This window comes from Oerskovia sp. Root22 (assembly GCF_001429135.1).
In the GTDB taxonomy this organism is placed as follows: Bacteria; Actinomycetota; Actinomycetes; order Actinomycetales; family Cellulomonadaceae; genus Oerskovia; species Oerskovia enterophila.
In genome coordinates this window covers 126434-139598 of record NZ_LMIL01000007.1, presented here as the reverse complement: position 1 = coordinate 139598, position 13165 = coordinate 126434, and the positions used below count along the sequence as shown (strand labels likewise).

Here is a 13165-nt window from a genome sequence, read left to right as displayed (position 1 = left end):
CCCTGGTGTCAGCCTCGGTAGGTGGGCAGATCGTCCGGGGGGACGGCCTCGGCGGTTGCTCCTGCAAGGGCCTCGGTTCCCAGGCGCGGGGCCGCTCCCGTCGCGACCGGGGGCGTGAGCCGCTCGGCCGCGGCAGCGCCTGCGGCCGCCCTGACCCGGTCGTAGCGAGCACCGAGCTCGCCCGGCGCCAGGGTCGCGGTGCCCCGGGCAAGGATCTCCGGCAGGACGTGCACCGCGTGCTTGCCCAACCGGTCGACGGTCGTCGCGGTCCACTCGAACCCCGTGACGCGGGCGGCGCCATCAGCAGGCTGGGTCACGGTCGCGGTGACCAGGAGCCCCGACTCGGTCCCCGGGGCGCAGCACGCGGAGTCCTGGTTGGACACGTAGTTGCCCAGGCCGTACGCGACCCACATCCCCTGACCTCCCGGTCCGCCCGGGAGCAGCTCGACCGGCTGCGGGACGTGGGCGTGGTGGCCGAGCACCAGGTCGACCTGACCCGACGCAGCGAGGGCCGTCGCGAGCTCGACCTGCTCCGTGGTCGGTGCCGTCGCGTACTCGACGCCTGCGTGCATGCTCACGACCACGAGGTCCGCGCCCGCCGCCCGAGCAGCCGTCGCACGGGCGACCAGGTCGTCGGCGGCGAGCAGCGTCACCGACCAGGGGGCCGACGAGGGGACGGGCATGCCGTTGGTCCCGTAGGTCGCGGACAGGTGGGCGACGACGATCTCTCGTCCTGCACGCTCGAGGACGTAGAGCGCGGGGCCGACCGCCTCGGCGGCCGACCGGGCCGTCCCGACGTGCCCCAGGCCTGCGGCGTCGAGCGCATCGAGCGTGGCGACGACCCCGGGCAGCCCCTGGTCGACGGAGTGGTTCGACGCGGTCGAGCACCCGTCCCAGCCCTGCTCGCGAAGATCGGTCGCCAGGTGGGAGTCCGCGGCGAACGTCGGATAGCCCGCAGGGCGCTGGCCCGGGGCAGTGAGCGGCACCTCGAGGTGGCGCAGGGCCAGGTCTGCCCCCGAGACCCAGGCGTCGGTCCCTGCCAGGAGGGCGCTGAAGTCGTACCTGCCGGGCCCCGTACGGGCGGACGCGTGCACGGGGAGGTGTGGCAGCACGTCGCCTGCGGCGACGATCGTGAAGACGGTGTCCGGCTCGGGCGTGGGGCTGGGTTCGGCGGGAGCCGGCGCGGGGGTCGCCGACGCCTGGGCCGGGGGCACCGCACCGGAGTCGAGGAGGAGGGCCCCCGAGGCCGCTACGAGGCCGGCGACGAGCCCGGCGGCAAGGAGCTGGCCGAGCCGACGGCGGCGTCGGACTGCGCGGACGTGGCGTGTCACGCTGCGACCCTAGCCGTTCGGCGTGCGCATCTGACGAATGCGTGATATTGGCGGCCCGTTGTGTTCGGTCTTGTCCGAAGGGTCGGTTTCTGGATGTGGTCGGTCGACCGCTCCCGGAGCGCCTAGGCTTGTCCCGTGGTCACAGCCGTCCCGTCTCCCTGGAACTCCGCGAACGCGGTCACTATCGCCCGGATCGCCGTGGTGCCGTTCTTCGCGTGGGCTCTGCTCGCCGACGGCGGGCACACGGTCACCTGGCGCCTGGTCGCGACGGGGTTGTTCGTCCTCGCGGCCGCGACGGACCGGGTGGACGGCTACCTGGCCAGGAAGTACAACCTGGTCACGGATCTCGGCAAGCTGCTCGACCCCATCGCGGACAAGCTCCTGATCGGGGCCGCGCTCGTCCTGCTGTCGGCCCTCGGGGACCTCCCGTGGTGGGTCACGATCGTCATCCTGGCCCGCGAGCTGGGCATCACGCTCATGCGGTTCGCGGTGCTCAAGTACACCGTCATGCCGGCGTCGCGCGGCGGCAAGCTCAAGACGGTCCTGCAGTCCGTGGCGATCTCGATCTTCCTGCTCCCGCTCGACCACCTGCCGTCGTGGATCTCCGTGATCGGCTGGATCGCCATGGTGGCGGCTCTGGTCGTCACGGTCGTCACGGGTGTCGAGTACGCGTTCCAGGGCTGGCGCCTGCGCCGGGACGCGCTGCGCGCGGCCCGCACGTCCGGGCAGGATTGAGCGGCTCGTCGTGGGCACCCCGGGCGAGTCCGACCTCCGCGAGGCTGCGGACCTGCTCGAGGCCGCGACGGCACGGGGTTGGACCCTGGCGGTCGCGGAGTCGCTGACGGGCGGTCTCGTGAGCGCCCGCCTGGTCGCCGTCCCCGGGGCGTCCGCGGTGCTGCGTGGTGGGGTCGTCGCGTACGCGACGGACCTGAAGGAGAGCGTGCTGGGGGTCGACGGCGCGCTGCTCGCCGAGCGGGGTGCGGTGGACCCCGCCGTCGCGCGCCAGATGGCCCAGGGGGTCGCCCGGGTGCTGGGGGCCGACGTCGGCCTCGCCACGACCGGGGTGGCCGGTCCTGATCCCCAGGACGGCAAGGCCCCGGGACTCGTCTACGTGGCGGTCGCGACGCCCGAACGCACCGAGGTCCGCGAGCTCCGGCTCGACGGCGACCGCGCGACGGTCCGCGACGCCGCGGGCCGGCACGTCCTCACCCTGGCACGGGTGACGATCACCGGGTGAACTTGCCGTCCGGTGGGACGAGCAAGGCCGAGCGCGGGCGAACACGTGGAGAGTTCGTGAACACCAGGCAACCGTGTGGACTTCGGCGTGGTGCGGGAACAACCTGGGTGGGAGCGACGTTGAACAGCACGTGATCGCCAAGAGGCCATTCAACAGATCAGCACATGAGACTGCCCCGGGTGCGGGGTACGGTAGGACGATCCCCACGCGAGGGGCGCGGGGAACGACAGGTCAGCGAACCACCACCGGAGCCAGGCAGGCTCCGACGGTCGCACGGGACACGGAAGGGGGCCGCCAGATGATTGTTCTTCGTCGAGAGATCGGGGACGTGCTGCGAGACGCTCGCCAGCGACAGGGCCGCACCCTGCGAGAGGTGTCCTCGGCCGCACGCGTCTCCCTGGGGTACCTCAGCGAGGTCGAGCGCGGTCAGAAGGAAGCGTCGTCCGAGCTCCTGGGCTCCATCTGCGAGGCCCTCGACATCCCCATGTCGCTGGTGCTGCGCGAGGTCAGCGACCGGGTCGCCGTGGCCGAGGGTCTGATGATCCCGGACACGATCCCCGCAGACTTCGCCGTCACGCTCATGGGTCGGGGAGCGGCTGCAGAGAGCGCGCGGCGCATGCGCGAGGACCTTCAGCCGGTCGGCTGACGGAGCCTCAGGGCTTCTGACAGCTCGGACAGTAGAAGATCGGTCGCTCGAACGGCGCTTCGTTCGCCCGGGCGACAGCGACGGGCGTGCCACATCGGTGGCACGCCCGTCGTGCTCTGCCGTGGACGTGCCGCCGGACCGTGCCCACCCCCTCCGCGACGCTGCGGAGCATCTGGCCGCGCGCGGTCCGCAGCAGCGCCTCCAGGTCGCGGTCGGAGACGTCGGACACCTGGGTCCACGGCCACAGGCCCTGGGCGAACAGGCTCTCGGCCGTGTAGATGGTGCCGAGCCCGGCGACCCCGCGCTGGTCGAGCAGGGCGTCGGCCAGGGGAAGCCCTCGGGACCCGGTGCCCGTCGGGCCTCCCGCGGTCGCCTGCGCCGGGAAGCCGCCTGCTGCTGCCGCGCCGCGCAGGCGTGCGAGCGCGAGCAGGACGCCGGAGTCCGGGGAGCTGAGGAAGTCGTCCGCGAGGACGTCGGGGCCCAGGTGCCCGAGCAAGACGTGCTCGTCGCGGGTGCGGACCACGTCGAGCATGCCGAGCCGTTCAGCGACGCAGGTCCACACCTCGTTCGCGAGGACCGCCCGGACGTCGGTGCCGCGCGCGCCGGCTCCGACCGTGCCCGTGCGGGCGACGCGCCACTGTCCCTCCATCCGCAGGTGCGTGTGCAGGGTCGTGCCGTCGTCGAACCGGGTCAGGAGGTGCTTGGCGTACGGCCGGACCTCGACGACGGTCCGGCCCGTGAGGTCGATGCTCGCTGCGCTGGGCCACCTCAGCTCGGCACGTTCCACGGCCCGTCCGCGCAGCGCCGCGTCGAGGCGTTGCGCCGTGACCTTGACGACGTCGCCCTCAGGCACCAGGAGCCCCTCGGCCGGTCATGCGCGCAGGCCCCGCGGGGTGGGACGGAAGCCCGCCTCCATGAGGGCAGCAGTCACACCGAACGCGCGCGACGCCGTGCTGCCCGCTCCGGCGAGGGCGTCGATCCCGTCGATCCGTCCGATGACCATCTTGCCGAGCAGCCCGGCACGCGACGCGCGCGCGAGCTCGGCGCACGCCAGCGCGAGGCGGCGCGCCGAGGTCTCGGAGTCGTCGCCGAACGAGATCAGGGAGCGACCGCCGCGCTCGACGTACAGGACCAGGTCGCCGCCCGCGAGCACGACGACGGAGCCCACCTTGCGTCCCGGCCGGTGGGTCGCGCGCGCCACGGTGCGGGTGGGCTCGGTGCCCGGTACGACGGCGAGGGCGGTCGCGGCCCCCACGGTCGCGGTCGCCGACGTGCGCGCCTCCGACCGGCCGCCTACCGCGGCCCCGCCCCGCGCCCCGAGGCCGACGGGCGCCCCACCCCCCGGCTCGTGAGGGACCCGGGGCTCGGGCCACGGCAGGGCAGCACCGTAGGGGTTGGCCGGGTCGGTCGCGGCGAGCAGCAGCGCCGAGAGCTCGCGACGGCCCGCCGACTCCGCGGCGTGCTCGCGGTCCTGGGCGTCGGTGCGGAGCTGGTCGACGGCCCCCGGCAGCGCGAACTGCGAGCCGCCCAGGTGCTCGACGAAGTAGCCGCGCCGGACGGTGCCCGTGGTCTCGAGCTCCGACAGGACGCGGTAGACGCCTCGGAAGTAGTTCGTCACGCCCTCGGAGGGCGCCGCGCCGCGGGTCAGCACACCGTGACGGTCGAGCAGGACCCGGGTCAGGGCGTGCGTGCGCCGCGTGGGGTCGGGCTCGCGCGCGGGGAGCGCCGACCACCGGCCCGAGCCACCGCGCAGGTCGGACTCACCGCGCGCTGCGCCCGGTGAGCCGGCCCCGAGCGAGGCGAACCGGCCGCGCGACAGGGGGCGGGCGCGGACGGGGGCGCGCGGTGCGCGGTGCGCGCCGCCTCCCGGGCCGAGGCGGCTGCGCAGGGCCCCGAGCCCGTCGTTGGTGACCCAGCCCGCCCACACGAGGTCCCACAGCACCTCCAGCGTCGCCGCCTGGGACGCGCCCGCGAGCTCGGCGATACGGGGCAGGAAGAATCCCCCCGAGCCGGTGAGCAGGTCGACGACCGCCCGGTGCAGGTCGCTGTCGAGCGGGCCGTCCTCCTCGAGGGGCGTCACCTCGGGAAGGGTGAGCGGTGCGGCGTCGGCGAGGTGCAGGCTCACGAGCCCGTCCTTGCCACCGGGCAGCGACGAGTGCCCGCACCACAGGACCTCGCCCGTGGTGGTCAGCTCGTCGAGCAGAGCGGGCGAGTAGTCGATCACGCGTGCGGGCAGCACGAGCGTCTCGAGCGCCGAGGCGGGGACCGCAGCCCCCGAGAGCTGCTCGACGACCCGCAGCAGCCCGTCGGTGCCCCGCAGCGTGCCGATCCCGTGCCAGCGCGGGAGGAACACGCCCAGGGCCTCGGGGGCGACGGGCTCGACCTCGGCCCGCAGCGCGGCGAGCGACCGACGGCGCAGGGTGCGCAGGACCTCGGCGTCGCACCACTCCTCACCCGTCCCGCCGAGGGACTCGGGGCGCAGGCGGCCGCACACGAGCACCCGGGCGGCCTCGAGCCGCCGCAGGACCCCCGTGGCGACCGCGACGCCGATCCCGAAGCGCGACGCGACCTCGTGTGCCCCGAACGGTCCGTGCGTGCGGGCGTGGCGCCGCACGAGGTCGCCCAGCGGGTCGGGGACCGGCTCGGTGAAGACCTCGGGGATGCCGGTGGGCAGGGCGACCCCCAGCGCGTCCCGCAGCCGCCCGGCATCCTCGACCACGGCCCACTGCTGCGCGACGGCGTCGGGCACGCCGGCCAGACGCACCTGGATCACCCGGCGCGCCCCTTCGAGGCCCGTGAGCCAGGCGGGCACCTCCTCGCGCACCTCCTCGCGCGTGCGGCGCGCGACCTCCGCGGCCGGGAGCGGGCCGAGCCTGCGCAGCAGGTCCCACACGTCCTCCGCGTGCCGCGCCTGGCGGCTCGGCACCAGGGCGCCGAGCTCGGCCTCGGTCCGCTCGACCGACTCAGGGTCCAGCAGGTCCGCGAGCTGCGAGGCCCCGCCCTCGGTGCCGAGCAGCTCGGCCAGGAGCGTGGGGTCGAGCGAGAGCGCGGCCGCGCGGCGCTCGGCGAGGGGAGCGTCGCCGTCGTACAGGAACTGGGCCGTGTACCCGAACAGGAGCGACTGGGCGAAGGGGGACGGGGTCGGGGTCGTGACGTCGACCAGCCGGACCCTGCCCGCGGCCAGGTCCCGCATGAGCTCGGTCAGCGCGGCGACGTCGAAGTCGTCCTGGAGGCACTCGCGCGCGGCCTCCAGGACGATCGGGAACTCGGGGTACTCGCTCGCGACCGAGAGCAGCTGGGCCGAGCGCTGCCGCTGCTGCCACAGGGGCTGGCGCTTGTCGGGGCGGCGCCGGGGGAGCAGCAGGGCGCGGGCCGCCGCCTCGCGGAAGCGCGCGGCGAACATGATGGAGCCGCCGAGCTCGGCACGGACCTCGTCGAGGACCTCCTCGGGGGCGAGGAGCAGGTCCTCGGCTGTCACGACGGGCGAGCCCGCGCCCCCCGGTCCGGCCGTGCCGCCGGGCTCGTCGCCCCAGCCGCCGTCGCCCAGGTCCGGCAGCCGCAGCACGATCCCGTCGTCCGAGTGCATGGCCGCGGCGTCCAGGCCGTAGCGGTCGCGCAGCCGAGCGCCCAGGACGAGCGCCCACGGCGCGTGGACCTTGGCCCCGTAGGGCGAGTGGATGACGACGCGCCAGTCGCCCAGCTCGTCGCGGAAGCGTTCGACGACGACGGTCCGGTCGTCCGGCACGCGGCCCGTGGCCTCCCGCTGGTCCGCGAGGTAGGCGACGAGGTTGTCGGTCGCCCAGGCGTCGAGCCCGGCGTCGCGCAGGCGTTCGGAGAGCGGCCCGCCGGTCGCGGCCAGCGACTCGAGCTCGCGCACCCAGGCACCCACGGCCCGGCCGAGCTCGGCGGGCCGACCGGGCGAGTCGCCCTTCCAGAACGGCAGGCGCCCGGGCGCGCCCGGCGCGGGAGTCACCAGCACGCGGTCCGGGGTGATGTCCTCGATGCGCCACGTGCTCGACCCGAGCGTGAACGTGTCGCCCACGCGCGACTCGTAGACCATCTCCTCGTCGAGCTCGCCCACCCGCCGACCACCCCGCGCCCGCGCACCCGTCGCGGCGCCGCCGGGCGCGTCGCCGAGCACCCCGGCGGTGTCCTCGGGGCCCGCGGTCGTGGAGGGGTCCGTCGCGAGGAACACGCCGTACAGACCCCGGTCCGGGATGGTCCCGCCGCTCGTGACGGCGAGCCGCAGCGCGCCGGGGCGCCCGCTGAGCAGGCCCGACGTCCGGTCCCACACGATCCGCGCGCGCAGCTCGCCGAAGTCCTCGCTGGGGTAGCGGCCCGCGAGCATGTCCAGCACGGCGTGCAGCGTCGCGTCGCCCAGGGCGCCGTACGGCGCGCTGCGCCGCACGAGGGCCGCGAGGTCCGCGACGGTCCAGTCGTCGAGCGCGACCATGGCCACGACCTGCTGCGCGAGGACGTCGAGCGGGTTCGAGAGCACGTGCAGGTGCTCGATCTGCCCGGTGCGCATGCGGTCCGCGATCACCGCCGAGGGCACCAGGTCGCCCCGGAAGGTCGGGAACACCACACCGTGGGACACCGCACCCACCTGGTGGCCCGCGCGCCCGATGCGCTGGAGCCCGCTCGCGACCGAGGGCGGCGCCCCGACCTGGACCACGAGGTCCACCGCGCCCATGTCGATGCCCAGCTCGAGCGAGGACGTCGCGACGACCGCGGGCAGGCGCCCGTCCTTGAGCTCGGTCTCGGTGCGGGTGCGCTCGGCCCGGCTCATGGAGCCGTGGTGGGCCCGGGCGATCACGGGCTCGGTGCCCGCGCTCGCGCCCGACTGGGCCAGGACCTGCGCGGGCTGGAGCGTCCCGACGTCCGGCACGTCCTCGCCCTGCCGCTCGGCCCAGACCTCGTTCATGCGGGCCGTGAGCCGCTCGGCCCCGCGCCGGGAGTTGGTGAAGACGAGCGTCGAGCGGTGCTCGGCCACGAGGTCCACGACGCGCTCCTCGACGTGCGGCCACACCGACGGACGCGGCGGGCGAGCCGTGGCCGGGCCCGAGAGGTCGGGTTCGCCGTCGGGCAGGGGCGCAAGGTCCTCGGCCCCGGTGGCCCTGCTGGGGCCTGGCGCGCTGCGCAGGTCGGAGAGGTCGGGGACCGGGACGACGATGTCGACCTCGATCTTCTTCTCCGAGGGAGGCTGCACGACGACGACCTCGCGTCCCTGGTCGTCCGGCCGGCGGTGCCCCGCGAGGAAGGTCGCGACCGCCTCGACCGGTCGGACAGTGGCCGAGAGGCCCACGCGCTGCGCGGGCACCGGGAGCAGGGCGTCGAGCCGCTCGAGCGAGACCGCGAGGTGCGCCCCACGCTTGGTCCCGGCCACGGCGTGGATCTCGTCGATGATGACGGTCTGCACGCCGGCCAGCCCCGCACGCGCCTGCGAGGTCAGGACGAGGAACAGCGACTCGGGGGTCGTGATGAGGATGTCCGGGGGAGCGACGCCGAAGCGCCGCCGCTCGCTCGCGGGCGTGTCGCCCGTGCGGGTGCCGACCACGACGTCCGGGACCGTGGTCCCGAGCCGCACGGCGGCCTGCCGGATGCCCGCGAGCGGCGAGCGCAGGTTGCGCTCGACGTCCGCGGCCAGCGCCTTGAGGGGTGAGACGTAGAGGACCTTGCAGCGCTGCGCACGGTCGTCGTCCGGCCCTGACGCGAGGCCACCCGGTGGCTGCTCGTCGGGACGCGTGAGCAGCCGGTCGAGCGACCACAGGAAGGCCGCGAGGGTCTTGCCCGAGCCGGTCGGGGCCACGACCAGCGCGTGCCGGTCGCTGCCGATCGCCTCCCAGGCGCCCGCCTGCGCTGCCGTGGGGCGCTCGAACGCACCCTCGAACCATGCGCGGGTCGGAGCGCTGAAGCCGGCGAGCGGGTCGGGGGACGTCACCTCGCCATTGTGGGCGCTGCCACCGACAACCGCTCCCTGCCGGTGGAGCCGCGTCGGACGTGCCCCCTGAGACGTGGCAGGCTGTCCCCGTGCGGTATCGAGAGTTCTGGCAGCTGGTGGACGAGGTCTTCGGATCGGCCTACGGTCGCGCCCTGACCCGGGACCAGGTGCTCAACGCCCTGGACGACCGCACCGCGGTCCAGGCCCTCGAGGACGGCGTCGAGCCGCGCTACGTGTGGCACGCGTTGTGCGACGCGTTGGAGGTGCCGGACGCGCAGCGGTGGGGCAAGGACGCGAACCGCCAGGCGCCGCCCGCGCGGTAGGCGCTCGTCGCCGGGTGGGCGGGTGTGCGGCCGCGGACCGCGGGCGCCGCCCGCGCGCGCTCGTCCGGGACGACAGGTCAGAGCGCGTGTCGGCGAGCCCGACGATTCCGGACGGTCGCGACGAGGTGGATCGTCGCGATGACGCCGAAGGTCCCGAGCGCGATCACCCAGAAGCTCGGTATCGGGACGTCGACCAGCAGGAGGACCGCGAGGGTCGCCGCACCCCAGAGCGCCGGTACGACGAGCGAGGACCAGTAGCCCACGGTGGCCCCGCCGTCACCGCGGACGGCATCGGGGTCGACGGGTGACAGCGGCTTCGGCGCCTCGTGGGTCATGTCTGGGCTCCTGGTGGGCGTCGCGTCGTCGGGCGGGGCACGGCGGCATGCTCTGGCCTGCGGGCCCTGGCCGCCCAACGTACCGCGTCGACGTCGTGGCGCGTCGCCCCTTGTCGCGACATGCCGCCGGGACCACGGCCACGCCCGGTCCCGACCCGGGCGCCGCCCGCGCGCCCGCCCGTCGTGCGCGGCATCATGGCGGCATGAGGCATCGGCTCCCGTTCTCGCTGCACGACCTGACGGGAGCCCTCTGGTCCCTCGCGTCGACAACCGCCGGGCTGGGGCTCGCGATCTGGATCGTCCCGGGCGTGCGGATCACGTCGTGGTGGTCGGTCTTCCTCGCGGCGCTCGTCGTCGGGGTCGGTGACGCGGTCCTGCGGCCCCTGTGGCGTGTCGTCGCCGGGCGCGCGGGCGTCGTCGGGGCCCTGGTCTCGGGGCTCGCGGGCCAGGTGCTCGTGGCGTGGCTCGCGCTCACGTACCTGCCGGGGTTCGAGACCGACGACTGGGGCAGCGTCGTGGCGGTGCTCGTCCTGGCGGCGTTCTTCATGGCGATCGGCCGCTGGGCGATCGGCGCGAGCGACAACGACTACGTGATCGACAACCTGCTGCGGCGTGCCCGCCGGGCGCAGCGCACGGCCGCCCGCCGGGCCGCGCGGGCGTCGTCGGGCGGGGGAGGGAGCAAGGCCGGCGGCCCGACCGGGCCGCCGGGCGCTGCTGACCTGTCGGACAGCCCGCCGGCCCCCGTCCCCGGCTCCCGTCCCGCGGGCCTCCTGGTCGTCCAGCTCGACGGCGTCGCGCGCTCGACGTTCGACCACGCCGTCCAGGCCGGACTGGCGCCGAACCTCGCACGGTGGATCAGCGCCGGGACGCACGACCTCGAGACGTGGTGGGCGCGCGTCCCGTCGACCACGCCCGCGAGCCAGGCCGGGCTCCTGCACGGCACGAGCGAGCACGTGCCCGCGTTCCGGTGGTGGGACCGCGAGCAGGGTCGGCTCGTGGTGACCAACCACCCCGCCGACGCGGCGCGGGTCGAGGCCCTCATGAGCGACGGCCGCGGCCTGCTCGCGGGCGGTGGGGTCGCGGTCTCGACGATGTTCTCGGGAGACGCCGGGACGAACCTGCTCGTCATGAGCCGCGCCCGCGCGGGCCTGGGGCCCGGGCAGGTGTTCGTCCACTTCTTCTCGAGCCCGTTCGTGCTGGTCCGGGCGCTCGTGGGCACCGTGGGCGAGTTCTTCAAGGAGCTCTACCAGGGGTGGCAGCAGGCGGTGCGGGACGTGGAGCCCCGCGTCTCGCGCCTGGGGGCCTACCCCGTGCTGCGTGCGGTCTCCAACGTGGTGCTGCGCGACCTCAACACCTCGCTCGTCGCCGAGCAGCTCGTGCGCGGAGCACCCGTGGTGTTCGTGGACCTCGTCGACTACGACGAGATCGCGCACCACGCGGGCCCGCTGCGGCCAGAGGCGATGCGGGCGCTCGAGGGGCTGGACCGGGTGGTCGGGCTGCTCGAGCAGGTCGCCGAGGTCGCGCCCCGCCGCTACGAGGTCGTGGTGCTGTCCGACCACGGGCAGTCGCTCGGCGCGACGTTCGAGCAGGTCGTGGGCCGCACGTTCCTGGACGAGGTGCGCCGGCTCATGGCGGTCCGGCCCGCACCGGGCGAGCGGCGCCGTCGGGCGTCCGGGGTGCGGTCCGCCGCGGGGGCCGACTCCGAGGCGTGGGGCGCGGTCAACACCGCGCTCAACGCGCTCGGCCGCGACCGGGGAGGGCGGGGCGGGGCGGGAGAGCACGACGAGCGGAGCGAGCGGGGCGGGCGCGTGCTGGTCGGTCCGGACCGGGACGCCGCGCCGGCGGACGCGGGCGAGCTGCCCGAGGTCGCCGTCGTCGGGTCGGGGAACCTCGGCCTCGTGTGGTTCCCGCGCTCCCCGGAGCGGCTCGTGGGCGACGAGATCCGGGCGCGCTGGCCCGCGCTCGTGCCAGGCCTGGTCGCGAACCCGGCCGTGGGGGTCGTGGTCGTGCAGGAGAACAGGCCCCCGGAAGGCGAGGTGCCCGACGTCGTCGCGTACGGCCCGGCGGGCAGCCGACACCTGGTCTCGGGTCAGGTCCATGGCGAGGACCCGCTCGCGGCGTACGGGCCGCGCGCGGCGCCCGACCTCCTGCGGGCGGCCTCGCTCGAGCACGCGAGCGACCTCCTCCTGGTCTCGAGCGTCGACGACGCGGGGCTGGTCCACGCGTTCGAGGGGCTCGTGGGCTCGCACGGCGGGCTGGGCGGTGCCCAGAACGAGGCGATCCTGCTGCACCCCGCGAGCCTGCGGGTGTCGGACGGAGCGCGCGAGGACGTGGCCGGGACGCGCATGCTGGTGGGTGCCGAGGCGGTGCACCGCGAGCTCGTGCGCTGGCTCGAGGAGCTGGGGGTCCGGACATGACCGAGGAGCGGGTGGCCCCCGGGCTGAGGGTCACGTGGCTCGGCCACTCGAGCGCGGTGCTCGACGTCGCGACGCCCGACGGCCGCGTGCGGATCGTCACCGACCCCCTGCTGAGGCGGCACGCCGGGCTGCTGCGGCGACGCGGCGTGCGGCCCGCCGAGGTCTGGCGGGGCACCGACGCGGTCCTGCTCTCGCACCTGCACCACGACCACGCCGAGCTGGGGTCACTGCGGCTGCTGGGGGACGTGCCGGTCCTGACCGCCCCCGCCAACGCGCGCTGGCTGCGTTCCAAGGGGCTCACCGGGGTGGGGCTCGGCACCGGCCCCGAGCACGACGAGCACCCGCTCGCGGGTGCTGTGCCGGGGCGTCCCCGGGTCCCGGGCGCGGCCGGGGAGCACGGCTCCTGGCACGACGTCGGAGCGCACGTCCGCGTCCACCTCACCCCGGCGGTGCACGGGCACCGGCCCATGCCGCACCGACCCAACGCCGCGGTGGGGCACCTCGTGCAGTCGGGCGGCTGGACCCTCTGGGCGCTCGGCGACACCGAGGCCTACCCCGGCATGGTGCACCTGCCGGCGCTCGCGGGCGGGCCGGTCGACGTCGCCCTGGTGCCCGTGGCGGGCTGGGGGCCGCGGTTGTCGGGCGGGCACCTGGGACCGGCCGAGGCGGCGCGCGTGTGCGCGGCGGTCGGGGTGCGGCTCGCGATCCCGGTCCACTGGGGGACGCTGCACGCGCCGGGCGGGCAGAACCTGCCGCGCGGCTGGATGGACCACGCGGGGGACGCGTTCGCGGGCGCGGTGCACCGCTGGGCCCCCGAGACCCGGGCGGTCGTGCTGCGGCCGGGGGAGTCGTGGGAGGGCTGAGGGCGTGGGCGGGGCCCGCGACGGGGCGGTGACGGCTCGTGCCGGTCGTGGGAGCGGTGCGTCGCGGCCCGC

Annotated in this window: 10 protein-coding genes; 6 read left to right on the top strand and 4 right to left on the bottom strand. The window is 75.5% G+C overall.

What is annotated here, in order from left to right; all coding sequences use genetic code 11:
• Positions 1-8: 8 nt before the first annotated feature.
• Positions 9-1331 (bottom strand): CapA family protein, encoded by a 1323-nt coding sequence (locus ASE15_RS05465; protein ID WP_056762029.1) that lies wholly within the window; start codon positions 1329-1331, stop codon positions 9-11.
• A 135-nt stretch (positions 1332-1466) separates the two neighbouring features.
• Here ASE15_RS05465 and pgsA point away from each other — a divergent pair, with 135 nt between their 5' ends.
• From pgsA to ASE15_RS05450, 3 genes are all read left to right on the top strand, one after another.
• Positions 1467-2066 (top strand): CDP-diacylglycerol--glycerol-3-phosphate 3-phosphatidyltransferase, encoded by a 600-nt coding sequence (pgsA, locus tag ASE15_RS05460; protein WP_056648766.1) that lies wholly within the window; start codon positions 1467-1469, stop codon positions 2064-2066.
• A gap of 10 nt (positions 2067-2076) precedes the next feature.
• Positions 2077-2568 (top strand): CinA family protein, encoded by a 492-nt coding sequence (locus tag ASE15_RS05455; RefSeq protein ID WP_056762026.1) that lies wholly within the window; start codon positions 2077-2079, stop codon positions 2566-2568.
• A 298-nt stretch (positions 2569-2866) separates the two neighbouring features.
• Positions 2867-3214 carry a helix-turn-helix domain-containing protein gene (locus ASE15_RS05450; protein ID WP_056648772.1) on the top strand — a complete coding sequence of 116 codons (348 nt, stop codon included), beginning with the start codon at positions 2867-2869 and terminating at the stop codon, positions 3212-3214.
• 7 nt (positions 3215-3221) lie between these two features.
• On the opposite strand, the gene ASE15_RS05445 is transcribed toward ASE15_RS05450, so the two are convergent.
• The gene (locus ASE15_RS05445) at positions 3222-4067 is read right to left on the bottom strand and encodes a DNA-formamidopyrimidine glycosylase family protein (protein WP_056648774.1); all 846 of its coding nucleotides are present in this window, start codon (positions 4065-4067) and stop codon (positions 3222-3224) included.
• A gap of 18 nt (positions 4068-4085) precedes the next feature.
• Positions 4086-9155: a DEAD/DEAH box helicase gene (locus ASE15_RS05440; protein WP_056762024.1), complete on the bottom strand. Its 5070-nt coding sequence runs from the start codon at positions 9153-9155 to the stop codon at positions 4086-4088.
• 89 nt (positions 9156-9244) lie between these two features.
• Between ASE15_RS05440 and ASE15_RS05435 the strand changes: the two genes are divergently transcribed.
• A complete protein-coding gene (locus ASE15_RS05435; protein ID WP_056649031.1) occupies positions 9245-9478 on the top strand; it encodes a DUF3046 domain-containing protein in 234 nt (77 codons plus the stop codon).
• 77 nt (positions 9479-9555) lie between these two features.
• Here ASE15_RS05435 and ASE15_RS05430 read toward each other — a convergent pair whose 3' ends face one another.
• Positions 9556-9813 carry a hypothetical protein gene (locus ASE15_RS05430; protein ID WP_056762022.1) on the bottom strand — a complete coding sequence of 86 codons (258 nt, stop codon included), beginning with the start codon at positions 9811-9813 and terminating at the stop codon, positions 9556-9558.
• A gap of 203 nt (positions 9814-10016) precedes the next feature.
• Between ASE15_RS05430 and ASE15_RS05425 the strand changes: the two genes are divergently transcribed.
• Together ASE15_RS05425 and ASE15_RS05420 are read left to right on the top strand one after the other, a co-directional pair.
• The gene (locus ASE15_RS05425; protein ID WP_056762020.1) at positions 10017-12230 is read left to right on the top strand and encodes a phage holin family protein; all 2214 of its coding nucleotides are present in this window, start codon (positions 10017-10019) and stop codon (positions 12228-12230) included.
• Positions 12227-13093 (top strand): MBL fold metallo-hydrolase, encoded by an 867-nt coding sequence (locus ASE15_RS05420; protein ID WP_056762017.1) that lies wholly within the window; start codon positions 12227-12229, stop codon positions 13091-13093. The genes ASE15_RS05425 and ASE15_RS05420 overlap by 4 nt, the downstream gene beginning before the upstream one ends.
• The last annotated feature ends 72 nt before the right edge of the window (positions 13094-13165 follow it).

Coding starts and splice junctions, on each gene's coding strand:
- ASE15_RS05450 (WP_056648772.1), top strand. CDS start 2,867: ATGATTGTTCTTCGTCGAGAGATCGGGGACGTGCTGCGAGACGCTCGC.
- ASE15_RS05430 (WP_056762022.1), bottom strand. CDS start 9,813: ATGACCCACGAGGCGCCGAAGCCGCTGTCACCCGTCGACCCCGATGCC.
- ASE15_RS05425 (WP_056762020.1), top strand. CDS start 10,017: ATGAGGCATCGGCTCCCGTTCTCGCTGCACGACCTGACGGGAGCCCTC.
- ASE15_RS05420 (WP_056762017.1), top strand. CDS start 12,227: ATGACCGAGGAGCGGGTGGCCCCCGGGCTGAGGGTCACGTGGCTCGGC.